The sequence below is a fragment of the Variovorax sp. OV084 genome (assembly GCF_900111625.1).
Taxonomy (GTDB): domain Bacteria; phylum Pseudomonadota; class Gammaproteobacteria; order Burkholderiales; family Burkholderiaceae_C; genus Variovorax.
The window spans coordinates 471,279-496,951 of sequence record NZ_FOII01000002.1 but is presented as its reverse complement, the minus strand read 5'-3'; the positions used below and the strand labels follow the sequence as shown (position 1 = coordinate 496,951).

At 66.6% G+C, this 25,673-nt stretch carries 27 protein-coding genes; 16 read left to right on the top strand and 11 right to left on the bottom strand.

The annotated features are described in order from the left end of the window. Window position 1: 1 nt before the first annotated feature. Genes paaB through BMW87_RS08635 form a run of 5 tightly spaced genes read right to left on the bottom strand, consistent with a single transcriptional unit; the run spans window position 2 to window position 3,926 of the window. A complete protein-coding gene (gene paaB / locus BMW87_RS08655) occupies window positions 2-298 on the bottom strand; it encodes a 1,2-phenylacetyl-CoA epoxidase subunit PaaB (protein ID WP_081265691.1) in 297 nt (98 codons plus the stop codon). Next, complete coding sequence (paaA, locus tag BMW87_RS08650; RefSeq protein WP_093075788.1) at window positions 295-1,305, bottom strand: 1,2-phenylacetyl-CoA epoxidase subunit PaaA; 1,011 nt, start codon at window positions 1,303-1,305, stop codon at window positions 295-297. The genes paaB and paaA overlap by 4 nt, the downstream gene beginning before the upstream one ends. A gap of 34 nt (window positions 1,306-1,339) precedes the next feature. Then, window positions 1,340-2,650: a phenylacetate--CoA ligase PaaK gene (paaK, locus tag BMW87_RS08645; protein WP_093075786.1), complete on the bottom strand. Its 1,311-nt coding sequence runs from the start codon at window positions 2,648-2,650 to the stop codon at window positions 1,340-1,342. Window positions 2,651-2,663: 13 nt separating this feature from the next. Then, on the bottom strand, window positions 2,664-3,119 hold the full coding sequence (gene paaI / locus BMW87_RS08640; protein ID WP_093075785.1) for a hydroxyphenylacetyl-CoA thioesterase PaaI: 456 nt from the start codon (window positions 3,117-3,119) through the stop codon (window positions 2,664-2,666). A 3-nt stretch (window positions 3,120-3,122) separates the two neighbouring features. Beyond that, the gene (locus BMW87_RS08635; protein WP_093075783.1) at window positions 3,123-3,926 is read right to left on the bottom strand and encodes an enoyl-CoA hydratase-related protein; all 804 of its coding nucleotides are present in this window, start codon (window positions 3,924-3,926) and stop codon (window positions 3,123-3,125) included. Between the two features lie 151 nt (window positions 3,927-4,077). Between BMW87_RS08635 and BMW87_RS08630 the strand changes: the two genes are divergently transcribed. Further along, window positions 4,078-4,680, top strand: a complete 603-nt coding sequence (locus tag BMW87_RS08630) for a phenylacetic acid degradation protein PaaY (protein WP_093048851.1) — start codon at window positions 4,078-4,080, stop codon at window positions 4,678-4,680. A gap of 65 nt (window positions 4,681-4,745) precedes the next feature. Next, window positions 4,746-5,390, top strand: a complete 645-nt coding sequence (locus BMW87_RS08625) for a TetR/AcrR family transcriptional regulator (protein ID WP_093048854.1) — start codon at window positions 4,746-4,748, stop codon at window positions 5,388-5,390. On the opposite strand, the gene BMW87_RS08620 is transcribed toward BMW87_RS08625, so the two are convergent. From BMW87_RS08620 to BMW87_RS08605, 4 genes are all read right to left on the bottom strand, one after another. Then, on the bottom strand, window positions 5,374-6,411 hold the full coding sequence (locus BMW87_RS08620) for a VWA domain-containing protein (protein WP_093075782.1): 1,038 nt from the start codon (window positions 6,409-6,411) through the stop codon (window positions 5,374-5,376). The two genes, BMW87_RS08625 and BMW87_RS08620, sit on opposite strands and share 17 nt — an antisense overlap. Then, on the bottom strand, window positions 6,408-7,400 hold the full coding sequence (locus tag BMW87_RS08615) for a DUF58 domain-containing protein (RefSeq protein ID WP_093075780.1): 993 nt from the start codon (window positions 7,398-7,400) through the stop codon (window positions 6,408-6,410). The genes BMW87_RS08620 and BMW87_RS08615 overlap by 4 nt, the downstream gene beginning before the upstream one ends. A 111-nt stretch (window positions 7,401-7,511) precedes the next feature. After that, the gene (locus tag BMW87_RS08610) at window positions 7,512-8,528 is read right to left on the bottom strand and encodes an AAA family ATPase (protein ID WP_093048863.1); all 1,017 of its coding nucleotides are present in this window, start codon (window positions 8,526-8,528) and stop codon (window positions 7,512-7,514) included. A gap of 26 nt (window positions 8,529-8,554) precedes the next feature. After that, the gene (locus BMW87_RS08605; RefSeq protein ID WP_093048866.1) at window positions 8,555-9,565 is read right to left on the bottom strand and encodes a S1C family serine protease; all 1,011 of its coding nucleotides are present in this window, start codon (window positions 9,563-9,565) and stop codon (window positions 8,555-8,557) included. Window positions 9,566-9,653: 88 nt separating this feature from the next. Between BMW87_RS08605 and BMW87_RS08600 the strand changes: the two genes are divergently transcribed. From BMW87_RS08600 to BMW87_RS08570, 7 genes are all read left to right on the top strand, one after another. Beyond that, window positions 9,654-10,514, top strand: coding sequence for a TatD family hydrolase (locus tag BMW87_RS08600; RefSeq protein ID WP_093075779.1), 861 nt, complete (start codon window positions 9,654-9,656; stop codon window positions 10,512-10,514). A gap of 129 nt (window positions 10,515-10,643) precedes the next feature. Further along, window positions 10,644-11,051 carry a hypothetical protein gene (locus BMW87_RS08595; protein ID WP_093075777.1) on the top strand — a complete coding sequence of 136 codons (408 nt, stop codon included), beginning with the start codon at window positions 10,644-10,646 and terminating at the stop codon, window positions 11,049-11,051. A gap of 101 nt (window positions 11,052-11,152) precedes the next feature. Further along, window positions 11,153-11,683, top strand: coding sequence for a DNA-deoxyinosine glycosylase (locus tag BMW87_RS08590; RefSeq protein ID WP_093048874.1), 531 nt, complete (start codon window positions 11,153-11,155; stop codon window positions 11,681-11,683). An 8-nt stretch (window positions 11,684-11,691) separates the two neighbouring features. Next, window positions 11,692-12,477, top strand: a complete 786-nt coding sequence (locus tag BMW87_RS08585; RefSeq protein ID WP_093075776.1) for a class I SAM-dependent methyltransferase — start codon at window positions 11,692-11,694, stop codon at window positions 12,475-12,477. Beyond that, window positions 12,474-14,270, top strand: coding sequence for a type IV pilus assembly ATPase TfpB (locus tag BMW87_RS08580; RefSeq protein WP_093048880.1), 1,797 nt, complete (start codon window positions 12,474-12,476; stop codon window positions 14,268-14,270). The genes BMW87_RS08585 and BMW87_RS08580 overlap by 4 nt, the downstream gene beginning before the upstream one ends. A gap of 136 nt (window positions 14,271-14,406) precedes the next feature. Then, the gene (locus tag BMW87_RS08575) at window positions 14,407-14,895 is read left to right on the top strand and encodes a tripartite tricarboxylate transporter TctB family protein (RefSeq protein ID WP_093048883.1); all 489 of its coding nucleotides are present in this window, start codon (window positions 14,407-14,409) and stop codon (window positions 14,893-14,895) included. 19 nt (window positions 14,896-14,914) lie between these two features. Continuing rightward, window positions 14,915-16,426 (top strand): tripartite tricarboxylate transporter permease, encoded by a 1,512-nt coding sequence (locus BMW87_RS08570; RefSeq protein ID WP_093048886.1) that lies wholly within the window; start codon window positions 14,915-14,917, stop codon window positions 16,424-16,426. A gap of 63 nt (window positions 16,427-16,489) precedes the next feature. On the opposite strand, the gene BMW87_RS08565 is transcribed toward BMW87_RS08570, so the two are convergent. Next, window positions 16,490-17,413 carry a LysR family transcriptional regulator gene (locus BMW87_RS08565; protein WP_093075774.1) on the bottom strand — a complete coding sequence of 308 codons (924 nt, stop codon included), beginning with the start codon at window positions 17,411-17,413 and terminating at the stop codon, window positions 16,490-16,492. A 95-nt stretch (window positions 17,414-17,508) separates the two neighbouring features. Between BMW87_RS08565 and BMW87_RS08560 the strand changes: the two genes are divergently transcribed. The 4 genes from BMW87_RS08560 to BMW87_RS08545 are packed head-to-tail and all read left to right on the top strand — an operon-like array spanning window position 17,509 to window position 21,931. After that, the gene (locus tag BMW87_RS08560; RefSeq protein WP_093075773.1) at window positions 17,509-18,480 is read left to right on the top strand and encodes a Bug family tripartite tricarboxylate transporter substrate binding protein; all 972 of its coding nucleotides are present in this window, start codon (window positions 17,509-17,511) and stop codon (window positions 18,478-18,480) included. A 25-nt stretch (window positions 18,481-18,505) separates the two neighbouring features. Further along, entirely contained in the window at window positions 18,506-20,119 is a 1,614-nt protein-coding gene (locus BMW87_RS08555) for a gamma-glutamyltransferase family protein (RefSeq protein WP_093075771.1), read from the top strand. A 33-nt stretch (window positions 20,120-20,152) separates the two neighbouring features. Then, on the top strand, window positions 20,153-21,100 hold the full coding sequence (locus tag BMW87_RS08550; RefSeq protein WP_093075770.1) for a DMT family transporter: 948 nt from the start codon (window positions 20,153-20,155) through the stop codon (window positions 21,098-21,100). A gap of 39 nt (window positions 21,101-21,139) precedes the next feature. After that, complete coding sequence (locus BMW87_RS08545) at window positions 21,140-21,931, top strand: SDR family oxidoreductase (RefSeq protein ID WP_093048901.1); 792 nt, start codon at window positions 21,140-21,142, stop codon at window positions 21,929-21,931. A 33-nt stretch (window positions 21,932-21,964) separates the two neighbouring features. Here the strand turns inward: BMW87_RS08545 and BMW87_RS08540 are convergent, their stop codons facing one another. Continuing rightward, a complete protein-coding gene (locus tag BMW87_RS08540; RefSeq protein ID WP_093075768.1) occupies window positions 21,965-22,873 on the bottom strand; it encodes a DMT family transporter in 909 nt (302 codons plus the stop codon). Window positions 22,874-22,980: 107 nt separating this feature from the next. On the opposite strand from BMW87_RS08540, the gene BMW87_RS08535 reads away from it, so the two are divergent. The 3 genes from BMW87_RS08535 (at window position 22,981) to BMW87_RS08525 (ending at window position 25,672) form a co-directional block, all read left to right on the top strand. Beyond that, a complete protein-coding gene (locus BMW87_RS08535; protein WP_093050337.1) occupies window positions 22,981-23,964 on the top strand; it encodes a quinone oxidoreductase family protein in 984 nt (327 codons plus the stop codon). A gap of 117 nt (window positions 23,965-24,081) precedes the next feature. After that, window positions 24,082-24,483: a response regulator gene (locus BMW87_RS08530; RefSeq protein ID WP_093075767.1), complete on the top strand. Its 402-nt coding sequence runs from the start codon at window positions 24,082-24,084 to the stop codon at window positions 24,481-24,483. A gap of 184 nt (window positions 24,484-24,667) precedes the next feature. Next, window positions 24,668-25,672 carry a bile acid:sodium symporter family protein gene (locus tag BMW87_RS08525; RefSeq protein WP_093075765.1) on the top strand — a complete coding sequence of 335 codons (1,005 nt, stop codon included), beginning with the start codon at window positions 24,668-24,670 and terminating at the stop codon, window positions 25,670-25,672. The last annotated feature ends 1 nt before the right edge of the window (window position 25,673 follow it).

Genomic DNA, 25,673 nt, shown 5'->3' with positions numbered 1-25,673 from the left:
CTCACATGTGGTCGACCGACTTGGGCAGCGCGTAGAAGGTCGGGTGGCGGTACACCTTGTCTTCAGCCGGGTCGAAGAACATGTCCTTGTCACCCGGGTCGCTGGCCACGATCTGCTCGGAGCGCACCACCCAGATGCTGCTGCCTTCCTGGCGGCGGGTGTACACGTCACGCGCCATCTGGATCGCCATCTTCGAATCTGCCGCGTGCAGGCTGCCGCAGTGCTTGTGGTCGAGGCCGGCCTTGCTGCGAACGAACACTTCCCACAGGGGCCACTCTTGTTTCTGTTCGACGGTCATGCCGCCTCCTTCATTGGTTGCTTGTTGGCATGGGCCATCGCGGCTTCGCGCACCCATGCGCCGTCTTCCCAGGCGTCGACACGCGCCTGCAGGCGTTCGCGGTTGCAGGGGCCGTCGCCGCCGATCACGCGCCAGAACTCGCTCCAGTCGATGGCGCCGAAGTCATGCGCCTGGCGCTCTTCGTTCCACTTCAGGTCGGGGTCGGGCAGGGTCACGCCGAGGATGGCGGCCTGCTCGACGGCGGCGTCGATGAACTTCTGGCGCAGCTCGTCGTTGCTGAAGCGCTTGATGCCCCAGCGCATCGATTGCGCGCTGTTGGGCGACTGGTCGTCCGGCGGGCCGAACATCATGATCGACGGCCACCACCAGCGGTCGACCGCGTCCTGCACCATCGCCTTCTGTGCGTCGGTGCCGTGGGTCATCATGGTGAGCAGGGCTTCGTAGCCCTGGCGCTGGTGAAAGCTCTCCTCGCGGCAGATGCGGATCATGGCGCGGGCGTACGGCGCGTACGAGCAGCGGCAGATCGGCACCTGGTTCATGATGGCCGCGCCGTCGACCAGCCAGCCGATGGTGCCCATGTCGGCCCAGGTCAGCGTGGGGTAGTTGAAGATCGAGCTGTACTTGGCCTTGCCGCTGTGCAGCGCGTCGAACATCTGGTCGCGCGAGGTGCCCAGCGTTTCGGCGGCGGCATACAGGTAGAGGCCGTGGCCGCCTTCGTCCTGCACCTTGGCCAGCAGGATGGCCTTGCGCTTGAGCGTGGGCGCGCGGCTGATCCAGTTGCCTTCGGGCAGCATGCCGACGATTTCGGAGTGCGCGTGCTGGCTGATCTGGCGCACCAGCGTCTTGCGGTAGTGCTCGGGCATCCAGTCTTTTGCCTCGATGAAGTCGCCGGCATCGATGTGCGCGTCGAAGCGCTCTTCGAGCCGCATTTCCTCGGCGGAGCGCACGACCTTCTGCTTGCCGTCGCCTGCGTCCTTGCCCATGGTGTCCATTGCCTGGGTGTACATGTGCGTGTCCTTTCGGTGGGGTGTGAGGGGCGGCTCAGCGCGGGCGCGTGTCGATCACGCGGCGTGCCTTGCCGGTCTGGGTGCGTTCCATCTCGTTGGGCGCGTGAACCACCACGCGCGTGGAAATGCCGATGAGCGTCTTCACGCGGTGCTGCACCCATTCGCCGATGGCGGTGCGGTCCGCCGAGGCGGCGTCGGCGGGGTTGAGCTCGCAGTGCACCTCGACCTGGTCGAGCTTGTCGGCGCGGCTCACGTGCACCTGGTAGAGGCCCGACAGCGCCTTGTGCGCGAGCACGATTTCTTCGACCTGCGTGGGGAAGACGTTGACGCCGCGGATGATCATCATGTCGTCGCTGCGCCCGACGATCTTGCCCATGCGGCGGAACGAACGCGAGGTGGGCGCCAGCAGGCGCGTGAGGTCGCGCGTGCGGTAGCGCACGATGGGCATGGCCTCTTTGCTCAGCGAGGTGAAGACCAGTTCGCCTTCTTCGCCGTCGGCCTTCAGCTCGCCGGTCTCGGGGTCGATGATCTCGGGGTAGAAGTGGTCTTCCCAGATGACGGGGCCATCTTTGCTCTCGACGCATTCGCTGGCCACGCCGGGGCCCATCACTTCGCTCAGGCCGTAGATGTCGACGGCGTCGATGCCGGCCTTGGCCTCGATGTCGCGGCGCATGGCTTCGGTCCACGGCTCGGCGCCGAAGATGCCGACCTTCAGCGAGCTGTCTTTGGCGTCGAGGCCCTGGCGCTCGAACTGCTCGATGATCACCTGCATGTAGCTGGGCGTGACCATGATGATGTCCGGCTTGAAGTCCTGAATGATCTGCACCTGCTTCTCGGTCTGGCCGCCCGACATCGGGATGACGGTGCAGCCGGCGCGCTCGGCGCCGTAGTGCGCGCCGAGGCCGCCGGTGAAGAGGCCGTAGCCGTACGACACGTGCACCATGTCGCCGGGCCGCCCGCCCGCAGCGCGGATGGAACGCGCCACGAGATTGGCCCAGGTGTCGATGTCCTTCAGCGTGTAGCCGACCACGGTCGGCTTGCCGGTGGTGCCCGACGACGCATGGATGCGCGCGACGTTTTCGCGCGGCACGGCGAACATGCCGAAGGGGTAGTTGTCGCGCAGGTCGCTCTTCACCGTGAACGGAAACTTCGACAGGTCGGCGAGCGACTTCAGGTCGTCGGGGTGCACGCCCTTGGCATCGAAGGCCTTGCGGTAGTGCGGCACGTTGTCGTAGGCGCGCTGCAGCGTGGCGCGCAGGCGGGTGAGCTGCAGCGCGGCGATCTCGTCGCGGCTGGCGGTTTCGATGGGGTCGAGGTCGCCGGGGGCGGGGTGCTTCACGGTCATGTCTGTTGTCTCCTCAGGCGGCAGCGGCGTTCGGGACGGCGGGGCGGCCCTTGGCTGTGTAGGAACGGCCGCGGAACATCGCGATGCGCTCGCCGCGCTGGTTGGTGATTTCGGTGTCGTACACGCCGGTGCGGCCGGCCTTGGACACCTCGTGGCAGCGCGCGGTGAGCAGGTCGCCCTCGCGCGCCGGGGCGATGAAGTCGATGGCAAAGCCCGAGGCCACGGTCAGCTCGTTGTACGAGTTGCAGGCAAAGGCGAAGGTCGAGTCGGCCAGCGTGGCCATGAAGCCGCCGTGGCAAATGGCGTGGCCGTTGAGCATGTCGGCGCGCACGCGCATCTCGATGGTGGCCTGGCCGGGGCCGACCTCGACGATGCGCATGCCCAGGCCCTTGCTGGCGTTGTCGTTCTCGAACATGCCGTCGCGGACGTACTCGGCCGTCTGCTGGGGTGTGCGGGTGGTGTCGGTCATGGCTCAGCGATCCTTGAACACGGGGGCGCGCTTGGCGCGGAAGGCTTCGACGCCTTCGCGGTAGTCGTTGGCGTTGCCCATGTCGCGCTGGAGGCGGGCTTCTTCGGCGAGTGCTGCGTCAAGGTCCATGTCTTGCGCGGCGGCCATGGCCTGGCGCGTGGCGACGAGGGCGCGGGTCGGCATGCCGGCCAGCTTCAGTGCGAGCGCCGCCGTGGTTTCAGTCAGCGCCGCGTCGTCCACGCATTGCCAGATCAGGCCGATGCGAGCGGCTTCTTCCGCCGGCAGCTTGTCGCCCAGCAGCGCGATGCCGAGTGCGCGAGCCGAACCCACGAGGCGCGGCAGCAGCCAGGTGCCGCCGGTGTCGGGCACGAGGCCGATCTTGGTGAAGGCCTGGATGAAGCTGGCCGAGCGGGCCGCCACCACGAGGTCGCAACACAGCGCGAGATTGGCGCCTGCTCCGGCCGCAACACCGTTGACAGCTGCGATCACCGGCACCGGCATCGAGCGCAGGCGCGCGACCAGCGGGGCGTAGTAAGTGGAGATGACGTGGCCCAGGTCCTTGGGCGCGGCGCCGGGTGTCGGGTCGGGGGCGACCGAAGGGTCGGCCAGGTCCTGCCCTGCGCAGAAGGCACGGCCTGCGCCCGTGAGCACCACGCAGCGCACGCTTTCGTCTTGAGCCGCCAGCTCCAGCGCCGCCATGAGTTCGGCGTGCAGCTGCGTCGTGAAGCTGTTGAGCGCCGCGGGGCGGTTGAGGCTCAACGTGCGCACGGCGCCGGCGTTGCCGGTGAGTACCAAAGGCTCAGTCATCGCGTGTCTCTTTCATCCTTTGTGGGAGCGGATCGGAGCGCAAACACTATTGACCGACCGTTCGGTTGATTTTAGTATCGAGCCTGCAACCGGCACAAGCTGGAGCTATTCAGGGCAAACCCTGAGTCCCGCAAAAAATAAAGGAGACCGAATGCCCAGCTATTCCATCGACGGCGTAATTCCGGTCGTCGACCCGAGCGCGTACGTGCACCCCACTGCCGTGCTGATCGGCGACGTGATCGTCGGCCCGAACTGTTATGTAGGCCCCTGCGCCAGCCTGCGCGGCGACTTCGGCCGCATCGTGCTGGAGGAGGGCTCGAACGTGCAGGACCACTGCTGTGTGCACGGCTTTCCCGACAACGACACGGTGATCGAGGTCAACGGCCACATCGGCCATGGCGCGATCCTGCACAGCTGCATCGTGCGGCGCGACGCGCTGGTGGGCATGAACGCTGTGGTGATGGACGAGGCCGAGATCGGCGAGAAGGCCATCGTCGCGGCCTGTGCCTTCGTGCCGGCCGGCATGAAGGTGCCGGCACGTTCGCTGGTCGCGGGCATTCCGGCAAAGGTGAAGCGCGAGCTGAGCGAGGACGAGATCGCGTGGAAGCTCGAAGGCACGCAGACCTATCAGGAGCTCACGGTGCGCAGCCTGGCGAGCCTGCATGAGGTGGCGCCGCTCGCGCAGGTGGAGGCAGACCGCCCGCGCCTGCCGGCCACCGAGGTGCGTTCGCTCATTGCCACCAAGCGGGGCTGACCCCATTCGCGCTTCGTGCAAGATCGCGCGTTGTCTCCAACAGTCCAACCCAGGAAACCGACCCGATGCCGCGTGGAAGATCCGCCACTTACGACGATCAGCGTGAACTGATCCTCGCGCAGGCCGCCCAGCTGTTCGCGCGCAGCGGCTATCCCGCCACCTCGATGAACCAGGTGGCCGAGGCCTGCGGCCTCTCGAAGGCCACGCTCTATCACTACTACAAGGACAAGAGCAGCCTGCTGATCAGCATCGCCGAGACGCACGTCTCCAAGCTCGCGGCGCTGGTGGCCGAGGAAGAGGCCTCGACGCACACCGACGAGCAGCGCCTGCGCCGCTTCATCTACCGCATCGTCGAGGAATACGCCGGCGCGCAGGACGCGCACCGCGTGCTGACCGACGACGTGCGCTTTCTCGCGGAAGCCGACCGCGAACGCGTGCTCGACAAGGAGCGCGAGGTGGTCGCGGGCTTTGCGCGTGCGGTGTCTGCGCTGCGCCCCGGTGCGCCGAGTGACGACCTTGCCAAGCCGCTGACCATGCTGCTGTTCGGCATGATCAACTGGATGTTCACCTGGATGAAGCCGGGCGGCCGGCTCGACCACGCGGCCATTGCGCCGATCGTGGCCGATCTGTTCCTGGGGGGCATCGGGGCGGTCAAGACGCCCGATGCGCCTGCGGCCAAGCCACGCAGATCCTCTAAAGAATCCGGTTGAACCAGAGCAGCGACAGCCCCGCCGACAGCAGCGTCAGCACCGCCGCGCACATCGCGAACAGCGCCGAGATTTCGGTTTCCTTTTTCTCCACCGTGAGCTTGGAGCTCAGTGTCTCGTAGACCTTCTTCAGGTCGTTCGCGGTGCCGGCGTAGAAGTACTCGGCGTTCGTCTTGTTGGCGATGGCCTTGAGCGTGTCTTCGTCGAGCCGTACGCGCATCGACCAGCCTTCGAAGCCGATGGTTTCGCCATCGACGGTGCCCACGCCCACCGTGTAGATGCGCACGCCGCGGTCGGCCGCAGCCTTGGCCGCATCGAGCGGGTCGACGCCGGTGGTGCGCTGGCCGTCGGTCAGCATGATGATCGCGGCGGAGGTGAAGGAACCCGGCGCCACGGGTGTGAAGTCCTTGAGCTTCTTCTCGTTCTGGTCGATCGGCATGCCGCGCTGGCGGCTCGGCGCGCTGAACTGCTCGACGTCGATGCCCGCATCGGGGAACAGCGTGGCCAGCGACACCACGATGGCATTGCCCGTGGCGGTGGCGCGCTGGAGCTGGAAGCTGTCGATGGCGGTCACCAGGTCTTCGTGGTTGGTGGTGGGCAGTTGCGCCACCTGCGCGCTGCCCGCGAAGGCGACGATGCCTACCTTCACGCTGCGAGGCAGGTCCTTGATGAAGCTCTTGGCTGCCTCCTGCGCCGCCACGAGCCGGTTGGGCTGCACGTCGGCCGCGCGCATGCTGCCCGACACGTCCATTGCCAGGATGATGGTCTGCTGGTTCGACGGCAGCACCACCACCGCCATCGGCCGCGCTGCGGCCACCAGCATCGCAGCCATGGCCAGCAGGAAAAGCAAGGGCGGAATGTGCCGCCGGATGCTCTGCCCGGCGCCCATGGCTTCGCGCACGATCGACAGGCTGGCGTAGCGCACGGCCAGCTTCTTCTTGCGCCGCAGCAGCCAGAGATAGAGCAGGATCAGCAGTGGCAGGGCCGCCAGCAGCCAGAGGAATTGAGGCCAGAGAAAAGTCATGCTGCCACCGCCTTCATGCCAGCTGGGCCTCCGATGCGCGTGCGGCGCTTGCGCATATCGGCGAAACGGACGATGGCTTCCACCAGGTCGTCCTGGGTCGAGAGCTCGAGCGCGTCGACGCCTGCCCTTGCCAGCGCCTCGCGCAGTGCGGTTTCACGCTCGGACGCCAGGCGCGCGAAGCGCTTGCGAAAACCGGCGTCGTGGGTGTCGACCCACAGCTGCTCGCCGGTCTCGGCATCGCGCAGCGGCACCAGGCCGAGGTCGGGCAGTTCGAGTTCGAGCGGGTCGAACAGGCGCACGGCGACCACTTCATGGCGTTGCACCAGCTGGCCCAGCGGGCGCTCCCAGCCGGGTTCGCTCAAAAAGTCGGACACCACGAACACGGTGGAGCGGCGCGGCATCAGCGTGGCGGCCGACTTGAGCAGGCCATCCAGGCGCGTCATGCCTTTCTGCGTGGGGGCGGTCTCGGCCTTGCCGGCGCGCTTTTCCATCGCATGCAGCAGGTGCAGCACGTGGCGCCGTCCGCTGCGCGGCGGAATCACCGCTTCGAGGTCGCTGCCGTAGACCAGTGCTCCGACCCGGTTGCCGTGCCGCGTGAGCAGCCGTGCCAGCACGCCGACGAAGCCCGCCGAGATCTCGCGCTTGGCCTTCAGGCCCGAGCCGAAATCGACCGAGCGGCTCAGGTCGAGCACGAACCACGCGGCCATCTCGCGGTCTTCGGTGAACACGCGCACATGCGGCGTCTGCAGCCGCGCGGTGACGTTCCAGTCGATGTGGCGCACGTCGTCGTGGTGCTGGTACTCGCGCAGGTCGGCCAGGTCGAGTCCGGTGCCGCGCATCAGCGTGCGGTAGTCGCCCTGCAACAGGCCGTCGAGGCGGCGGATCACGGTCCATTCGAGCCGGCGCAGCGCGCGCTCGGCCCCACCGGCTTCTGCGGCGAGCCGTTCGTCGTTTGCGGCCGCGGGGGCCTTACGCCACCAGCTTTTCATGCGATTTCAGGGAACACCGCGGAACCGGCTTTGCCGGGCCGCTGGTGTTGCCCCCTGCAAGGGGGGTGGCGAAGCGACACGAAGTGCGCGAAGACTGGGGGTGTGCTCATTTCAGGCCACCAGCTTTTCATGTTCGAGCGGTTTCGGTGGAGCAGGGACTGCACGCATGATCTTCTCGACCAGGCCATCGGGCGTCAGGCCTTCGGACAAGCCTTCGTAGGAGAGCGTCACGCGGTGGCGCAGCACGTCGGGCACCAGCGCCGTCATGTCTTCCGGCAGCGCATAGCTGCGGCCACGCAAGAGCGCCAGGGCGCGTGCGCCTTCGGTCAGGCTGATGCTCGCGCGCGGGCTGGCGCCGAAGGTGATGAAGCGGCGCAGGTCCTTCAGGCCGTGCTTCTCGGGCGTGCGCGTGGCCGACACCAGCTTCACGGCGTACTGGATGAGCGAAGGGTCGACGTACACGCGCCGCGCCTCGGCCTGCAGCGCCGCGAGCTGCTCGGTGGTGGCGACCGGCGTGGCGTTGACGGGCGGGCCGATCACGCGCTGGACGATGACGAACTCTTCCTCGTCGCTCGGGTAGTCGACCAGCACCTTCATCATGAAGCGGTCGACCTGCGCCTCGGGCAGCGGATAGGTGCCCTCGGTCTCGATGGGGTTCTGCGTGGCCATCACGAGGAAGGGGCGCGGCACCTTGTGCGTTTCGCCGGCAATGGTGACCTGGCGCTCCTGCATCACTTCGAGCAGCGCGCTCTGCACCTTGGCCGGCGCGCGGTTGATTTCGTCGGCCAGCAGCAGGTTGGCGAACACGGGGCCGAGCGAGGTGCTGAACTCGCCGGTCTTCTGGTTGTAGATGCGCGTGCCCACGAGGTCGGCCGGAACCAGGTCGGGCGTGAACTGGATGCGCTTGAACTGGCCGCGCACGGTGTCGGCCAGCGTCTTGATGGTGAGCGTCTTCGCAAGGCCCGGCACACCTTCGACCAGCAGGTGCCCGCCCGCAAGCATGCCGACCATCACGCGCTCCAGAAAGCGGTCCTGGCCCACGACCACGCGCTTCACCTCATAGAGGATCTGCTCCATCAGTTCGGCGGTGCCGGCGGGCGTGGGATTGACGGTCTCTGCTGTGCTCATGCGAAGGACTTTCGAAGAAGGATCGGTCAGAACGGTGGCGAACCCGCGGCGGACGCGGCGTTCTCGATGGGCACCGCGAAGCCGATGCCGATGAAAGTGCGCTGCTGCGTCGGGTTGAGGATGGCGGTGACGATGCCGAGCACCTCGCCGTCCATGTTGATCAGCGGCCCGCCTGAATTGCCCGGATTGGCTGCGGCATCGAACTGGATCAGGTTGCCCAGCTCCTGCTTGCCTTCGGGCGAGCGGAACGAGCGCTTCAGGCCCGACACCACGCCAGCCGACACCGATGGCCCGATGCCGAACGGAAAGCCCACGGCCGCCACCTGGTCGCCGGGGCGCAGGTCGGCGGTCGAGCGCATGGTGGCGGGGATCAGGTCGTCGGGAATCTTTTGCGCCTGCAGTACCGCGAGGTCGTTCTCGGGCTGCACGCCGGTGATGGTGGCGATGGCTTCCAGCCCGTCGTAGAAGGTGACCTTGATCTTGTCGGCGCCTGCGACCACGTGCAGGTTGGTGAGGATCACGCCCTTGTCGACGATCACCACGCCCGTGCCCACGCCGCGCTCGACCTCGCCCGGGGCCTCGCCGTCGTTGGGTGCTTCAGGCGGCTTGCCCTTGGCGATGTTGCGTCCGCGCTTCTGGGTCTTGGCTTCGGGCGTGTGCTTTTCTTCGCCGTAGCTCACCACCCGTACCACCGAGGGCCGGATGATGTCGGCCGCCTTGGCCGCGGGCGAGGGCAGGGTGTTGGTCTGCAGCGTGCGCAGCACGGCCGCGTCGATGTCTTTTTGCGTGAGTGCCTTGGCGCCCGGGCGCGGCATCCACAGGGCGGCGCCGGTGACCAGCGCGGCCGACAGCAGGAAGAGCAGCGCGAAGCTGCGGCGACCGGGTTGCCAGCCGGGTTTTTTCGCGGGAGCAGCCTGCAGGGACTGGCCCCCGCCGGCGTTTTCAGCCGATGCTGGCGCATCCGCCCGTTCGGCCGCCTCGTCTGCGGCCGGTGGCAGCGTGCGGGGCGAACGGCTGTAGAAAGCGGGCCTGCGCATCGGAGCACCTCCGGCTAAAAAATCGCGTGAAGGAGTTCACAGTAGCACGCTTTCCGCGCCTGCGCATCCCATCAGGCATCATCGTGCGATGGCTACCTTCGTCGATACCCACTGCCATCTGGATGCGCCCGAATTCGGTGCGGAGATGCCGGCCCTGCGCGCCCGCGCCGCCGGGCTGGGGGTGGCGATGTGCGTGATCCCGGCGGTGGCCGTCTTCAATTTCGCCGCCGTGCGCGAACTGGCCCACGCGCAGGGCGATGCCTACGCGCTGGGAATCCACCCGTTGTGCACCGGCGAGGCGAAGGACGAAGACCTTGAAACCCTCGATGCCGAACTGACCGCACGGCGCGGCGACCCGCGGCTCGTGGCGGTCGGCGAGATCGGGCTCGACTACTTCGTCGAGGGGCTCGACGGCCCGAAGCAGGAGCGCTTTTTTCACACTCAGTTGCAACTGGCACGCAAGCATGGGTTACCCGTGCTCATCCACGTGCGGCGCTCGGTCGACAAGGTGCTCAAGCATCTTCGCCAGACGGCGGGCGGCAGGCCGTGGCAGGGCATTGCCCATGCCTTCAACGGTAGCGAGCAGCAAGCCCATGCGTGCATCGATCTCGGGTTGAAGCTGGGCTTCGGCGGCGCGGTGACCTTCGAGCGGGCCCTGCAGCTGCGGCGACTGGCAACCACGCTGCCAATCGAATCGATCGTGATGGAGACCGATGCGCCCGACATCCAGCCGCACTGGCTGTACCGCACGCAGGCCCAGCGCGACGCCGGCCAACCGCAGGGCCGCAACGAGCCGGCCGAGCTGCCGCGCATCGCCGAAGTGGTGGCCGGCCTGCGGGGCATGGGCATCGACGAACTGGCCGCGGCCACCACCCGGAACGCGCTCGAAACGCTTCCGCGTCTCGAAAACCTCATGGCCATGTCGGAGCGCCCGCCGCAACCCGCGTAGGCCAATGCCCCGACCTGCCCGGATGCGTGCAGATGCCGTGGATTTGCTGTCATCCTTGAACTTCACCAGTTCGTTGCTGGTTCAGTGGCAAGTCAGTCACTCAAAACTTCATCCAACAAGGAGCTTTACATGACCACGTCTTTCATTCGCACCGTGCCCGTCGTCCTCGCGCTGGCGCTCGCCTCCATCGGCGTGTCGGCCGTGGCCCAGACCACCGCGCCTGCTGCCACCGCCCCGGCCCCGGCCGAGCCCTCCACCACTGAAAAGGTGAAGGAAGCCGGCAAGGACGCTGTTGACGCCACCAAGCGCACCACCAAGAAGGCCGTCAACGCCACCGAAAAGGGCGCCAAGAAGGCCTGGAGCGCCACCAAGCGCACGACCAAGAAGGCGACCACCGCCACCAAGCATGCAGCCACCAAGACCGGCGAAGTCGTCGAGAGCGCCGGCCACAAGACGGCCGACGGCATGCGCAGCACCGGCAAGGCCATCGGCGAGAAGATCCCCGGCACGGCCGAGAACGAAGCCGCCAAGAAGTAAGAGCTGACAAGCCGGCTTCGGCTTTCGCGAAAGAACCCGCTTCGGCGGGTTTTTTCATGGGCCGCGCAAGTGCACGCGGGACGGTGGCACGATTGCCGCCCATGAATCCACCCGCCGCATCCGATGCCGCCAGCTCCATGCTCACGGGGTTGGCGCCCATCGTCTCGCCTGCAACGGCCGTGCTCATCCTCGGCAGCTTCCCCGGGGTCAAGTCGCTCGAGCGGCAGCAGTACTATGCACACCCCCAAAACCAGTTCTGGAAGATCTTGCAAGCTGTCTGGCCCGAAGTCCCTTTGCCGTCGGGCGTAGACAGCTACGCGCAGCGCTGCCGCTGGCTGCTCGACCGCGGCCTGGGCGTGTGGGACGTGTACGCGTCTTGCGAGCGCGAGGGCAGCCTCGACTCGGCCATCCGCGCGCCCGTGGCGAACGACATTGCCGGGCTGCATCTGCCGAAGCTCGCCGCCATTGCGCACAACGGCGGCGAGAGCTTCAAGCATGCGCGCCATACGCGCACCCTCGGCGTGCCGGTCTACCAGCTGCCTTCCACCAGTCCTGCCAATGCGTCGTGGAGCTTCGAGCGCAAGCTTGCGGCGTGGCGCGAGGTGCTGGCCACCCACAAACTAGTCGTCTGACGGCATCGATGGCATCGAGCAAAACTTCTATTTCTCTCCCCGAAGTCAATTTCTCCGACTGGGGCGACATCCGCTACCTGCACCTGGGCACCGAATGGGTCCAGGGTTCGATGAAGCTCGACGCGCCTTTCGAGATCGAACTCGAATATGTGCAGCGCATGATGGCCTGGCTGCTGTTTGCCGACGGCAAGACCGTGGCCACCCGCCATGCGATGCAGCTCGGCCTGGGGGCAGCCACGCTCACCAAGTTCAGCCGCAAGATCCTGCGCATGCGCACCACCGCGATCGAGCTCAATCCGCAGGTGGTGTCGGCCTGCCGCGGCTGGTTCAAGCTGCCGCCTGACGACCCGAAGCTGCGCGTGGTGATCGCCGACGCCGCAGCCGAGATCCGCAAGCCCGGATGGCACGGCACTGTCGATGCCTTGCAGGTCGACCTGTACGACCACGAGGCCGCCGCGCCTGTGCTCGACAGCGAAGACTTCTATGCCGACTGCCGCGCGCTGCTCACCGAAGACGGCTGCATGACGGTCAATCTCTTCGGCCGCTCGTCGAGCTACGAGCGCAGCCTCGAAAAGATCGCCGGCGCATTCGGCGCCGACGCCGTCTGGGCCTTCAAGCCGACGCGCGAAGGCAACACGGTGGTGCTCGCGCAGCGCACGCCGAGCCGTCCGAAGCGCGAGGCGCTTGCCGAGCGCGCCCAAACGATCCAGACTCGCTGGGGCTTGCCCGCGCCGAAATGGTTGCGAGTCTTCAAGCCCCTGAATATTTCAATCACTCGACCTGCCGGCTCATGAGCGCTGTTCCCGCTGTTTCTGCTCCCGCCCCCCTGGCCGCCCGCCACGAAGGCCCGCTCGACCTGCGGCGCCTTATTGAATGGCTCGCCGCCGATGGCGTGATTTCCCCGGTCGAAGCCAAGCGCACCATCGCGCGCTGCGCACAGGCCGAAAGCCGGCAGGCACCGCTGGTGCGGCTGGCCAACGTGGCCATGACGCGAGAGAGCGACAACAAGCCGCTGGACCTCGAAATGCTTACGCAATGGCTCGCGGGCCGCGCCGGGCTCACGTACCTGCGCATCGACCCGCTCAAGGTCGACGTGGGCAAGGTGGCCGACACCATGAGCGCCGCCTACGCGGAGCGCCACAAGGTGTTGCCGGTGCAGGTGCTGCCCAACGAGGTGGTGGTGGCCACGGCCGAGCCTTTCCTCACCGACTGGATCGCCGAGGTCGAGCGCCAGGCGCGCCGCTCGGTGCGCCGCGTGGTCGCCAACCCGGCCGACATCCAGCGCTACACGGCCGAGTTCTTCGCGCTGGCGAAGTCGGTGCGCGCCGCGCAGAAGGCCGGCGGCAACACCGGCGGCGCGAGCTTCGAGCAGCTGGTGGAGCTCGGCAAGAGCAACAAGCAACTCGACGCCAACGACCAGAGCGTGGTGCAGGTGGTCGACTGGCTGTGGCAGTACGCCTTCGACCAGCGCGCGAGTGACATCCACCTGGAGCCGCGCCGCGAGCAGGGCGTGATCCGCTTTCGCATCGACGGCATCCTGCATCCGGCCTACCAGATGCCGATGGGCGTGATGAACGCGATGGTCGCGCGCATCAAGCTGCTGGGCCGCATGGACGTGGTGGAAAAGCGCCGTCCGCTCGACGGCCGCATCAAGACCCGCAACATGCGCGGCGACGAAGTCGAAATGCGCCTGTCGACCCTGCCGACCGCCTTCGGCGAGAAGATGGTGATGCGGATCTTCGACCCCGACACGGCAGTGAAAGATCTCGACGCGCTGGGCTTTGCGCAGCACGACGCGCAGCGTTGGGAACAGCTGGTCACGCGGCCCAACGGCATCATCCTGGTGACTGGGCCCACGGGTTCGGGCAAGACCACCACGCTGTATTCCACGCTCAAGCGCGTCGCGACCGAAGAGGTCAACGTGAGCACGGTGGAAGACCCGATCGAAATGATCGAGCCCTCGTTCAACCAGACGCAGGTGCAGCCGCAGCTGGACTTCGGGTTTACCGAAGGCCTGCGCGCGCTGATGCGGCAGGACCCGGACATCATCATGGTCGGCGAAATCCGCGACCTCGCCACCGCCGAGATGGCGGTGCAGGCCGCGCTCACCGGCCATCTGGTGTTCAGCACGCTGCACACCAACGACGCGCCGAGCGCCATCACGCGGATGATGGAGCTGGGCGTGCCTTCGTACCTCATCAACGCGGTGATGCTGGGCGTGCTCGCACAGCGGCTGGTGCGCACGCTGTGCCCCAACTGCAAGCAGCCCGACGACACCGTCACCCGCGAGAAGCTGGAGACCATCGTCAAGCCGTGGCAGATCACGGGCTCGGTGCGCGCCTACAAGCCGGTGGGTTGTGTCGATTGCCGCATGACCGGGTACATGGGCCGCATGGGACTGTACGAACTGCTGAGCATCAGCGAGGCGTTCAAGGCGCAGGTCACGAAGGAGCCCAACCTGGGCGGGCTGCGCAGGCAGGCCGTGATCGACGGCATGCGGCCGCTGCGGCTGGCCGGCGCGCTGCGCGTGGCCGAAGGCGTGACGACCATCGAAGAGGTGCTGAGCGCCACGCCGCCGCTGGAATAATCCGGCAGTTCAGCATCTAAGAGGTCGCTGAGACCTTTCGGGTTATCCCTAGGCCGGCGGTTAGTGGAATCCACATCAGTCTGACCGGAAGCTGACTCGACAATCCCGCATCGAAATTTGTTCGAGGAGACTGTTCGTGAAGATCAAGAGTCAGAAAGACTTTTTCTCGGGTCTGATGTTCACGGTGGTGGGTGTGGCGTTCGCATGGGGCGCCACCACCTACACCGTGGGCACCGGGGCCCGCATGGGTCCGGGTTATTTCCCGTTGATGCTCGGCATCCTGATGGCCCTCATCGGCCTCGGGATCATGTTCAGCGGGCTCACCGTTGAAACCACCGACGGCGAAAAGATCGGCAAATGGGCCTGGAAGCAGGTGGTGTTCATCCTGGGCGCCAACCTCGCATTCGGCATTCTGCTCGGCGGCCTGCCGAGCATCGGCGTGCCGGCCATGGGCATGATCATCGCCATCTACGCGCTGGTGATCATCTCCAGCCTTGCGGGCCATGAGTTCAAGCTGCCCAGCGTGCTCGTCCTGGCCACTGTGCTGGCCGTCGGCAGCTATGTCGCGTTCATCTGGGCGCTGAAGCTCCAGATCCAGGTCTGGCCGACCTTCATCACCGGCTGAGAAGAAAGCTGCTCACATCATGGAATTGGTTGAACACCTCTCGATGGGTTTTGGCGTTGCCTTTACCTTCACCAACCTGCTGTACTGCCTCGTCGGCTGCATTCTGGGCACGCTGATCGGCGTGCTCCCGGGCATCGGCCCGGTCGCGACCATCGCGATGCTGCTGCCCGCCACGTACGCGCTGCCGCCCGTGTCGGCGCTGATCATGCTGGCCGGCATCTACTACGGCGCGCAGTACGGCGGCTCCACCACCGCGATTCTGGTCAACCTGCCGGGCGAATCATCGTCGGTGGTGACCGTGATCGACGGCTACCAGATGGCGCGCAAGGGCCGGGCGGGTCCGGCACTCGCCGCTGCCGGCCTGGGTTCGTTCTTCGCTGGTTGCGTCGGCACGCTGATCCTGGCCGCCTTCGCACCGCCGCTGACCGAGCTGGCCTTCAAGTTCGGCCCGGCCGAATACTTCTCGCTCATGATCCTGGGCCTGATCGGCGCCGTGGTGCTGGCTTCGGGCTCGCTGCTCAAGGCCATCGCGATGATCGTGCTGGGCCTGCTGATGGGTCTGGTCGGCACCGACGTGAACTCGGGTGTCGCTCGCTACAGCTTCGACATTCCGGAGCTCACCGACGGCATCGGCTTCGTGGCCATCGCCATGGGCGTGTTCGGTTATGGCGAAATCATTGCCAACCTCTCGCGCCCCGATGACGAGCGTGAAGTGTTCACTGCCAAGGTCTCGGGCCTGTTCCCGACCAAGGAAGACTTCAAGCGCATGGTTCCCGCGGTGCTTCGCGGCACGGCACTGGGCGCGGCTCTTGGCATCCTGCCTGGCGGCGGTGCGCTGCTGGCGGCTTTCGCGGCCTACACGATCGAGAAGAAGACCAAGCTGAAGCCGGGCGAAGTGCCCTTCGGCAAGGGCAACATCCGCGGCGTGGCGGCTCCCGAGTCGGCCAACAATGCCGGTGCGCAAACTTCCTTCATCCCGCTGCTGACGCTGGGCATTCCGCCCAACGCGGTGATGGCGCTGATGGTGGGCGCAATGACGATCCACAACATCCAGCCGGGTCCGCAGGTCATGACCAGCAACCCCGAGCTGTTCTGGGGCCTGATCGCCTCGATGTGGATCGGCAACGCAATGCTGATCATCCTGAACCTGCCGCTGATCGGCATGTGGATCAAGCTGCTGTCGGTGCCGTACAAGTACCTGTTCCCGGCGATCGTGCTGTTCTGCGCGATCGGCGTGTACTCGACCAACAACAACACCTTCGACATCTGGATGGTGGGCATCTTCGGTCTGGTGGGCTACACCTTCTTCAAGCTGGGTTGCGAGCCTGCGCCGTTGCTGCTGGGCTTCATCCTCGGGCCGATGATGGAAGAGAACCTGCGCCGCTCGCTGCTGCTGTCGCGTGGCGACTGGAGCGTGTTCGTGACGCGTCCGATCTCGGCGAGCCTGCTGGCTGCGGCTGCATTGCTGCTGATCATCGTGCTGCTGCCGGCTGTGAAGTCGAAGCGCGAAGAGGCCTTCGTCGAAGACTGACGGCGTTCTGCTCCCTTCAAGACGGCGCCTTCGGGCGCCGTTTTTCGTTGATGCGACGACTCTTTAGGTGAGCGTTCGGGGCGGCTTCATATGCTGCCGAGCCATCGCCAGAAAAGCCATGGCAGCCGGGTTGAGCGGGTGCTTGGCCAGCCGGATGGCGACCACCGGGTACTCCAGCGTGGGCCGCACCACGCCCAACGCCCGCAGGTTGGCCGGCATCAGCACTTCCACATAGCGCGGCAGCAGCGCTACCCCTGCACCCGCCTGGATGAGGCCGAAGGCTGTCGACAGCATCGACACGTGATGCACCACGCGCGGGTACACGTTGGCCATGCTCGACAGTTGGCGGCTCACCGCACGCCACACATTGGCGTCGGGGTTGACGTGGATGAAGGGCAGCGCCTCCAGGTGCCGGGCCTCGACCACGGCGTGCTGCGCCAACGCATGGTCGTCCCGCACGAAGAGGGCCATGCGGTCGGAGAACAGCGGCTCCGTTGCCAGCTCCGAGTGCTTCTGGCCGATGTCGGAGCCGAAGCCCAGGTCTGCCTCCTGCGAGAGGATGCGCGAGATCATCTGATCCGCGGTGCTGTCGAGCAGCGTGGTCGCGAGCGTCGGGTGCTTCTGCGAAAAACGGCCGAGCAACGGCGGCAACAGGGCGCCTGCAGTCAGATGGCCCACCGCCAGCACGATGCGGCCTTCGCGCAGCTGCGACTGCGAGCGGCAGGCATCGACGGATTCATCGATGAGCCGCAGCGCACGCACGGCCGTGTCGACCATCATCTGGCCCGCATTGGTCATGCGGATGCGGCGGCCGCGCACGACCAGCGGCTGCGCCAGCTCTTCTTCCAGGCGCTTGACCAGATGGCTGATGGCCGGCTGCGTGAGCTGCAATGCCTCGGCCGCCAGTGTGAAGCTGCCCGTTTCGGCCACCGCCGTCAGCGCCCGCAACTGCTGCAGCGAGATCTCTTCAGCGGTGTTCCTTGCCATAAACAGCTTTGATAGTTGAATAAGCAGAATTATCTGGCTTGATGCGCTGCCGCTGCATAGCATCCTTTTTTCGTTCACAGGCAAGAATTCCGTACATGAAACGCCTCCAGTTCCTCCAGGTGCTCGCCGTTGCGCTCGGCATGGCCGCTTCGTCCGCCAGCCTGGCCCAGGGCTACCCGAACAAGCCGATCCGCCTGATCGTGCCGTTCCCGGCGGCCGGCGCCACCGACCTCTTCGCCCGCACGCTGGGGCAGAAGATGGGCGAGAAGCTCGGCACCACGCTGGTGGTCGACAACAAGCCCGGCGCGGGTGGTGCCATCGGCTCCGACCAGGCTGCCAAGGCCCCGACCGATGGCTACACGATCCTGCTGGCCACCACCAGCACGCATTCGATCGGCCCGGCCGTCAGCAAGCTGCCCTACGACACGGTGCGCGACTTCACGCCCATCGCGCATGTAGGCGACGCGGCCAGCATCATGCTGGTGCCGGTCAATTCGCCCGCCAAGACGGTGCGCGAGTGGATCGACTACGCGAAGAAGAACCCCGGCAAGCTCAACTACGCATCGAGCGGCAACGGCACCATCGTGCAGCTCACGGCCGAGCTGTTCAAGGCGCAGGCCGGCGTGTTCGTCACGCACATTCCCTACAAGGGCACGGCGCTGGCCATTCCCGACCTGATCAGCGGCAAGATCGACGTGCTGTTCGACTCGCTGCCCACCGGCATGCCGCACGTGCGTGACGGCCGCCTGCGCGCACTGGGTGTTACCTCGCTCAAGCGCAGCCCGCTGGCGCCCGAACTGCCGCCGATTGCCGACACGCTGCCGGGTTACGAATCGAACACGTGGTTCGGCTTCTACGGCCCGAAGGGCCTGCCGGCCGACATCGTCGCGAAGATAAACAAGGCGGCCAACGAGGCACTTGCCGATCCTGAAGTGAAAGAGAAACTCGCGCGCCTGGGCATCGAGACCGCGACGCCGGGCACGCCCGACCAGTTCGCGAAGATGGTCGCCGCCGACGCTGCCAAGTGGAAGAAGATCGTCGTCGACCGCAAGATCACCAACGAATGAAGCAGAGAAAGAAGAGCACGCCGAAATGAACTTCGATTTCAACAACCCCTACCTCTCGACCCGCATCCCGATCTTCGCGCGCAACGTGGTGTCGACCTCGCACCCGCTGGCCTCGCAGGCCGGCCTGCGCATCCTGCAGCAGGGCGGCAACGCGGTCGATGCGGCCATTGCCACTGCCGCCGTGATGACGCTGGTCGAGCCGGTGAGCAACGGCCTGGGCAGCGATGCCTTCTGCATCCTGTGGGACGGCAAGGAGTTGCACGGCCTCAACGCCTCGGGCCCCGCGCCCAAGGCCTGGACGCCCGAGTACTTCAAGGCCAAGTACGGTGCCGACGCGGCCAATCCGCCCATGCGCGGCATCGACTCGGTCACGGTGCCGGGCGCTGTGCGCGGCTGGGTGGCCATGAGCGAGCGCTTCGGCAAGCTGCCGTTCGCCGACCTGCTGGTGCCGGCCATCGACATCGCCGAGCGCGGGTATCTTGTGCCGCCGGTGGTGCAGGGCAAGTGGGCTGCGGCCGCGCCGTTGCTGGGCTCGCAACCGGGCTTTGCGCAGACCTTCCTGCCGTGGGGCCGCGCGCCCGAGGTGGGCGAGCTGTTCCGCTTCACGGCCGCCGCGCGTGCGCTCAAGGCCATTGCACGCACCAAGGGCGAGGCCTACTACAACGGCGAGATCGCCGAGGCGCTGGCGAAGTTCTCGGCCGAGCAGGGCGGTGCGCTCACGGTGGCCGACCTCGCGGCCTACCAGCCCGAGTGGGTCAAGCCGATATCGCGCGACTACCGCGGCCACACGCTGCACGAGATTCCGCCTAACGGCCAGGGCATTGCCGCGCTCATCGCGCTCGGCATTCTCGAAAAGTTCGACATCGCCTCGCTGCCGGTCGACTCGGTGCAATCGCAGCATCTGCAGATCGAAGCGATGAAGCTGGCCTTTGCCGACGTGTACCGCTACGTGTCGGAACGCAAGACGATGGAAGTCACGACCGAGCAGATGCTCGACGATGCGTACCTCGCCTCACGCGCCCGCCTCATCGATGCGAAGAAGGCGCAAGACTTCAAGGCCGGCAACCCCGTCAAGGGCGGCACCATCTACCTCACGGCCGCCGACGAGAGCGGCATGATGGTGAGCTTCATCCAGAGCAACTACATGGGCTTCGGCTCGGGCTGCGTGGAGCCCGAATTCGGCATCAGCCTGCAGAACCGTGGTCACGGCTTCAGCCTGAAGGCCGAGAGCCCGAACGTGGTGGCGCCGGGCAAGCGCCCGTTCCACACCATCATTCCGGCCTTCCTCACCAAGGACGGCCAGCCGGTGATGAGCTTCGGCGTGATGGGCGGCAACATGCAGCCGCAGGGCCACATGCAGACGCTGGTGCGCATGCTCGACTACAAGCAGAACCCGCAGGCCGCCTGCGACGCTCCGCGCTGGCGCTTCAACGCGGGGCTCGAGATCAACGTCGAGGCCGCGATGAACCCGGCCACGGTGCAGGGCCTGCGCGACCTGGGCCACCACCTGGAAGTGATCAACGACTCGTACCAGGACTTCGGCGCCGGTCAGTTCATCTGGCGCGCGGGCGAGCCTTCGGTGGAAGGCTACGTGGCTGCCAGCGATCCGCGCCGCGACGGCCTGGCTGCAGGGTATTGAGCAAGGTCTCGAGGTTCCCGCGATGATCGGGGGATGAACAAGACAGCCGCATCGCTCGGCATCCCAACTCACGACGGCGCAAGAAAAGGCTATGCGTCCGGTCTGATACTCGCCACGCTGGGCGCCATCGCGTTCAGCGGCAAGGCCATCATCGTCAAGCTGGCGTACCGCTACGGCGTTGACGCCATCACGCTCATCATGCTGCGCATGCTGTTCGCGCTGCCGCTCTTTGCCGTGATGGCATTGTGGGCGGGGCGCGGCAAGCCCGCGCTCACCGGCCGCGACTGGATCGGCGTGATCGGGCTCGGCTTCTCGGGCTACTACCTCGCGAGCTTTCTCGACTTTGCGGGGCTCGCGTACATCTCGGCCAGCTTCGAGCGGCTGATCCTGTATCTCAACCCCACGCTGGTGCTGCTGTTCGGCTGGCTGATGTACCGGCGGCGCGCCACGCGCCAGCAGGTGCTGGGCATGGTCGTGAGCTATGCCGGCGTGCTGCTGGTGTTCGGCCACGAACTGTGGACCGGGGGCGGCGGCAAGGGCGGCGGGGCGGCGGCGTGGGGCGCGTTCCTGGTGTTCCTGAGCGCGGTGAGCTATGCGGGCTACCTCGTCTACAGCGGCGAGTTCGTCAAGCGCTTGGGGTCGCTGCGGCTCGTGGGACTGGCCACCACCGTGGCCTGCGTGCTGTGCATCCTGCAGTTCGTGCTGACGCGGCCGATGAGCGTGGCGATGCAGGTGGCGCCCGAGGTCATTTGGCTGTCGGTGCTCAACGCCACGCTTTGCACGGCAGTGCCCGTGCTGATGGTGATGATGGCCATCGAGCGCATCGGCCCGGCCGTGGCCGCGCAAACCGGCATGATCGGGCCGCTGTCGACCATCCTCATGGGGGTGGTCATACTGGGCGAGCCGTTCACGCCGTGGATCGCGGCCGGCACCGTGCTCGTCATCGCGGGCATTTTCGTTTTCACACGCAAGGGGCGCTGAAGCCCCTTGCCGTACTGACTTACTCACTGGAGCAACAACATGGATCTGGGTATTGCAGGCAAGACCGCGCTGGTGTGCGGCGCGAGCAAGGGGCTGGGCTACGGCTGCGCCGAGGCGCTGGTGCGCGAAGGCGTGAACGTGGTGATCGTGGCGCGCGGCGCCGAGGCACTGGAAGCGGCCGCGAAGAAGCTGACGGAAGCTGCAGGCGCATCGGGCCCGTTCGTCAAGCACGTGGCCGCCGACATCACGACCGAAGCCGGCCGCGCCGCAGTGTTCGCGCTGGGCCATGACTTCGACATCGTCGTCACCAACGCGGGCGGCCCGCCGCCCGGTGATTTCCGCAACTGGGACCGCGAGGCGTGGATCAAGGCGGTCGACGCCAACATGCTCACGCCCATCGAGCTGATCAAGGCCACGGTCGACGGCATGGCCAAGCGCGGCTTCGGCCGCATCGTGAACATCACGTCGAGCTCGGTGAAGTCGCCCATCGACATCCTGGGCCTGTCGAACGGCGCGCGCAGCGGCCTCACCGGCTTCGTGGCCGGCGTGGCGCGCACGCCCATCGCAGCGCAGGGCGTGACCATCAACAACCTGCTGCCGGGTTCCTTCGACACCGACCGCCTCAAGGGCACGATGGCCGGCGCGGCGCAGAAGTCGGGCCAGGACTTCGATACCGTCTGGGAAGCCCGCAAGAAGAACATTCCTGCGAAGCGCTTCGGCACGCCGGCCGAGTTCGGCGCCATCTGCGCGTTTCTCTGCAGCATGCAGGCCGGCTACATGACCGGCCAGAACGTGCTCGCCGACGGCGGGGCCTACCCGGGCACGTACTGAGCTCGCCCCCAGGCCGCGCGAGGCCCGGTGTTTTCAGCGCCGGGACGCCACCACGATCCCGCCCACGATAAGCAAAAACGCCGCGCCGTGGTACCAATGCGGCGGCTCCCGCAAAAAGGCCGCCGACAGCACCGCCGCGAACAGCGGCGTGAGGTTCATGAAGATGCTTGCCGCCTGCGGGCCCGCGCGTTGCACGCCGGTTCCCCAGCAGCGATACGCCACCACCGCGGGCCCGATGCCGATGAACAGCATCGCGGCGATGAGCGGCCAGCCCAGGTCGATGTGGGCGGGTGTCAGCGTCCATTCACCGGCGGCCAGCGCGCCCGACCATGCGACACCGAACACCAATTGCGACATCAGGAACGCGGCCCAGTCCTGCCGCACGGCCTTGGGCTCGTGCGTGCGCGCCAGTAGCCAGCTGTAGAAGGCCCAGGCGATGGTGCCCAGGATCATGTAGAGGTCGCCCGGCACCAGCCGCAGCCCAAGCAGTTGCTGCCATTCGCCGCGACTGAGCACCAGCAGCACGCCCACCATCGACAGCAGCGCGCCACCGATTTCGCGGGCACTGATGCGTGCGCCGAAGAACAGCGCCCCGGTCGCGAGCATCCACAGCGGCAGGCTGGAGCCGACCAGCGTCACGTTGATGGGCGTGGAGGTCTGCAGCGCCAAGTACTGGAACGCGTTGTACAGGCCGATGCCCAGCAGCCCGAGCACCGCGTAGCGTTTCCAGTGCGCCCACAGCGGGCTGTTGCGGCGCAACACCGGCGCGGCCAGCGGCAACAGCAGCGCGAACGCGATGACCCAGCGCACGAAGTTCAGCGTGAGCGGCGACACCATGTCGCGCACCAGCCGGCCGACCACGGCATTGCTGGCCCAGAGCAGCGGCGGAACGACGAGCAGGAGAACGGTGAGGGGAGCGAGGCGCTGCGGCTGTGTCTGCATGGCCGCCGACTCTACCGGGCAATGATGCCCCGCGCCGCCACGGGAAACCCAGACGTGGCAGGATGCCCATCCCTCTTCTTTTCCTGTGTGTGGAGACTGCAACGATGATGAGCAAAGCCGTCCGTATCGACCGCCATGGCGGCCCCGAAGAACTGAAGATCGTCGACGTGGAAGTCGGCGAGCCCGGCCCCGGCGAGATCCGCATCCGCCACAAGGCCGTGGGCCTGAATTTCATCGACACCTATCAGCGCAGCGGGCTCTACCCGTTCGCGATGCCGCTGCAGTTGGGCATGGAAGCCTCGGGCATCGTCGAGGCGGTGGGCGAGGGCGTGACGCACCTGAAGCCCGGCGATCGCGCCGCCTATGCCAGCCCGCCGCCGGGCGCCTACTGCGAACTGCGCGTGATGCCGGCCAAGTGCGTGTGCAAGCTGCCCGACGACATCTCCTTCGAGACTGGCGCGGCCATGATGCTCAAGGGCCTGACCACCCAGTACCTGCTGAAGAAGACGCTGCCGGCCGAAGGCCTGCAGGCCGGCGACTTCATCCTGTTCCATGCAGCGGCCGGCGGGGTGGGCCTGATCGCCTGCCAGTGGGCCAAGGCGCTGGGCCTGCAGCTGATCGGCACGGCCGGCAGCGATGCCAAGTGCAAGCTCGCGCTGGCGCACGGCGCGGCGCACGCCATCAACTACAGTACCGAGAACTTCGCGGCCCGCGTGAAGGAGATTACCGGCGGCAAGGGCGTGAAGGTGGTGTACGACTCGGTGGGCAAGGACACCTTCGAAGGCTCGATCGACTGCCTGCGCCCCTTCGGCCTGCTTGCCATCTTCGGCAACGGCTCGGGTCCGGTGCCGCCGGTCAACCTCGGCTTGCTGGCGTCCAAGGGCTCGCTCTATGTGACGCGGCCAACACTGTTCACGCACATGGCCACGCGCGAAAGCACGCAGGCGATGGCCGACGACCTGTTCGCGGTGGTGCGAAGCGGCGCGGTGAAGATCCCGATCGACCAGCGCTATGCACTGGCCGACGTGCAGCAGGCGCACCGCGACCTGGAGGCGCGCAAGACCACGGGCTGCACGATCCTGACGCTCTGAATGGCTCCGGTGGGGCAGGGCGCCAGTCTTGTCCTACCGGCGGTGGGGTGTCATGCCTTCGACTTGTGCCGGGTGCACTTTGTAGCCTGTGAACACAGCGTAGAGACGAGCCAGCCCATGACCACAGTTCGCACTTTCATCGTCGAAGACAACCCGACCATCCGCAAGAGCCTTGTGGGCACGCTGCGCGAGGTGGCGCGAGTCGATCCGGTCGGCGAGGCCGAGTCAGAGGAGGAAGGCTCGCGCTGGCTTTCAGACAACCTGTCGCAGTGGGACCTGGCCATCGTCGACCTGTTCCTGAAGGACGGCACCGGTTTTCGCGTGCTCGAAGCGTGTCGCCACCGCGACCCGTCGCAGAAGATGGTGGTGCTCAGCAACTACGCCACGCCCGACATGCGGCGCAAATGCGTGCACCTCGGTGCCGATGCCGTGTTCGACAAGGCCACCGAAATCGACGACCTGATCGACTACTGCCTGCGCCACCGTCAGGCGCAGTTCAGTTCGCCCGCCGCACACTGAGGCAGGGGCATTTTTCGCCGACCGGCAGCCGCTGCCGGACTTCGCCGAAAATGCACCCTCAAAGGCGCGAGGAGCACGCGCCGGGCTCCGCAAATTGGCGACGAGATTCATGCGCGGAAATCACACATTCCCCTGCTGAGTCGGCCTGCGCGCCTGCAACGCGCGCAGCGCCCCAAGTTGCAACATGTCCCGCCCCCGCTTTCTTCCCGACAACTTCACCTTCGCGCTTCTCTCGGTCGTGACCTTTGCCAGCCTGCTGCCTGCAAGCGGCAAGGTGGCGCATTTCTTCGAGCTGCTCACGACCGCCGCCATCGGGCTGCTGTTCTTCCTGCACGGCGCCAAGCTGTCGCGCGAGGCGATCTTGAACGGGCTCACGCACTGGCGGCTGCACCTGCTGGTGTTCGGCAGCACCTTCGTGCTGTTTCCCATGCTCGGGCTGGTGCTCAAGCCACTGCTCCTGCCGCTGGTGACACCAGAGCTCTACACCGGCGTGCTCTATCTGTGCGTGCTGCCTGCCACGGTGCAGTCGGCTATCGCCTTCACGGCGATGGCTCGGGGCAACATGCCCGCCGCCATCTGCAGTGCATCGGCCTCCACGCTGCTGGGTGTGTTCATCACGCCGATTCTGGTCAATCTGGTGGTGCTGCCGAACGGCGGCCACGCAAGCTCGTCGCTGGACTCGATCGGACGCATCCTGCTGCAGTTGATGGTGCCGTTCGTGGCGGGGCATCTGCTGCGGCCGTTGATCGGCAAGTGGATACAGCGCCGCGCCGCGGTGCTGAAGTTCGTCGACCAGGGCTCGATCCTGCTGGTCGTCTACACGGCATTCAGCGCGGCCGTGATCGAGGGGTTGTGGAAGCAGGTGCCCGCGCATGCGCTGGTCGGGTTGCTGGTGGTGTGCGCGGTGGTGCTGGGGCTGGCGCTGAGCCTCACGACCCTGCTGGCGCGCAAGCTGGGCTTCGATACCGAGGACGAGATCACGATCGTGTTCTGCGGCTCCAAGAAGAGCCTGGCCAGCGGCATACCGATGGCGAAGGTGCTGTTCGCTTCGCACGCGGTGGGCGCGATCGTGCTGCCGCTGATGCTGTTCCATCAGATGCAGCTGATGGTGTGCGCCGTGCTGGCGCAACGCTATGCGCGGCGGGGGCGCGAGGCTTCCGTGCTGAAGACGGCCGAGCAGGCCGACTAGT

What these genes read in the sequence shown, in the direction of transcription:
- paaB (WP_081265691.1), bottom strand. Translation starts at nt 298, where the DNA reads ATGACCGTCGAACAGAAACAAGAGTGGCCCCTGTGGGAAGTGTTCGTT.
- paaA (WP_093075788.1), bottom strand. Translation starts at nt 1,305, where the DNA reads ATGTACACCCAGGCAATGGACACCATGGGCAAGGACGCAGGCGACGGC.
- paaK (WP_093075786.1), bottom strand. Translation starts at nt 2,650, where the DNA reads ATGACCGTGAAGCACCCCGCCCCCGGCGACCTCGACCCCATCGAAACC.
- paaI (WP_093075785.1), bottom strand. Translation starts at nt 3,119, where the DNA reads ATGACCGACACCACCCGCACACCCCAGCAGACGGCCGAGTACGTCCGC.
- BMW87_RS08635 (WP_093075783.1), bottom strand. Translation starts at nt 3,926, where the DNA reads ATGACTGAGCCTTTGGTACTCACCGGCAACGCCGGCGCCGTGCGCACG.
- BMW87_RS08630 (WP_093048851.1), top strand. Translation starts at nt 4,078, where the DNA reads ATGCCCAGCTATTCCATCGACGGCGTAATTCCGGTCGTCGACCCGAGC.
- BMW87_RS08625 (WP_093048854.1), top strand. Translation starts at nt 4,746, where the DNA reads ATGCCGCGTGGAAGATCCGCCACTTACGACGATCAGCGTGAACTGATC.
- BMW87_RS08620 (WP_093075782.1), bottom strand. Translation starts at nt 6,411, where the DNA reads ATGACTTTTCTCTGGCCTCAATTCCTCTGGCTGCTGGCGGCCCTGCCA.
- BMW87_RS08615 (WP_093075780.1), bottom strand. Translation starts at nt 7,400, where the DNA reads ATGAAAAGCTGGTGGCGTAAGGCCCCCGCGGCCGCAAACGACGAACGG.
- BMW87_RS08610 (WP_093048863.1), bottom strand. Translation starts at nt 8,528, where the DNA reads ATGAGCACAGCAGAGACCGTCAATCCCACGCCCGCCGGCACCGCCGAA.
- BMW87_RS08605 (WP_093048866.1), bottom strand. Translation starts at nt 9,565, where the DNA reads ATGCGCAGGCCCGCTTTCTACAGCCGTTCGCCCCGCACGCTGCCACCG.
- BMW87_RS08600 (WP_093075779.1), top strand. Translation starts at nt 9,654, where the DNA reads ATGGCTACCTTCGTCGATACCCACTGCCATCTGGATGCGCCCGAATTC.
- BMW87_RS08595 (WP_093075777.1), top strand. Translation starts at nt 10,644, where the DNA reads ATGACCACGTCTTTCATTCGCACCGTGCCCGTCGTCCTCGCGCTGGCG.
- BMW87_RS08590 (WP_093048874.1), top strand. Translation starts at nt 11,153, where the DNA reads ATGAATCCACCCGCCGCATCCGATGCCGCCAGCTCCATGCTCACGGGG.
- BMW87_RS08585 (WP_093075776.1), top strand. Translation starts at nt 11,692, where the DNA reads ATGGCATCGAGCAAAACTTCTATTTCTCTCCCCGAAGTCAATTTCTCC.
- BMW87_RS08580 (WP_093048880.1), top strand. Translation starts at nt 12,474, where the DNA reads ATGAGCGCTGTTCCCGCTGTTTCTGCTCCCGCCCCCCTGGCCGCCCGC.
- BMW87_RS08570 (WP_093048886.1), top strand. Translation starts at nt 14,915, where the DNA reads ATGGAATTGGTTGAACACCTCTCGATGGGTTTTGGCGTTGCCTTTACC.
- BMW87_RS08565 (WP_093075774.1), bottom strand. Translation starts at nt 17,413, where the DNA reads ATGGCAAGGAACACCGCTGAAGAGATCTCGCTGCAGCAGTTGCGGGCG.
- BMW87_RS08560 (WP_093075773.1), top strand. Translation starts at nt 17,509, where the DNA reads ATGAAACGCCTCCAGTTCCTCCAGGTGCTCGCCGTTGCGCTCGGCATG.
- BMW87_RS08555 (WP_093075771.1), top strand. Translation starts at nt 18,506, where the DNA reads ATGAACTTCGATTTCAACAACCCCTACCTCTCGACCCGCATCCCGATC.
- BMW87_RS08550 (WP_093075770.1), top strand. Translation starts at nt 20,153, where the DNA reads ATGAACAAGACAGCCGCATCGCTCGGCATCCCAACTCACGACGGCGCA.
- BMW87_RS08545 (WP_093048901.1), top strand. Translation starts at nt 21,140, where the DNA reads ATGGATCTGGGTATTGCAGGCAAGACCGCGCTGGTGTGCGGCGCGAGC.
- BMW87_RS08540 (WP_093075768.1), bottom strand. Translation starts at nt 22,873, where the DNA reads ATGCAGACACAGCCGCAGCGCCTCGCTCCCCTCACCGTTCTCCTGCTC.
- BMW87_RS08535 (WP_093050337.1), top strand. Translation starts at nt 22,981, where the DNA reads ATGAGCAAAGCCGTCCGTATCGACCGCCATGGCGGCCCCGAAGAACTG.
- BMW87_RS08530 (WP_093075767.1), top strand. Translation starts at nt 24,082, where the DNA reads ATGACCACAGTTCGCACTTTCATCGTCGAAGACAACCCGACCATCCGC.
- BMW87_RS08525 (WP_093075765.1), top strand. Translation starts at nt 24,668, where the DNA reads ATGTCCCGCCCCCGCTTTCTTCCCGACAACTTCACCTTCGCGCTTCTC.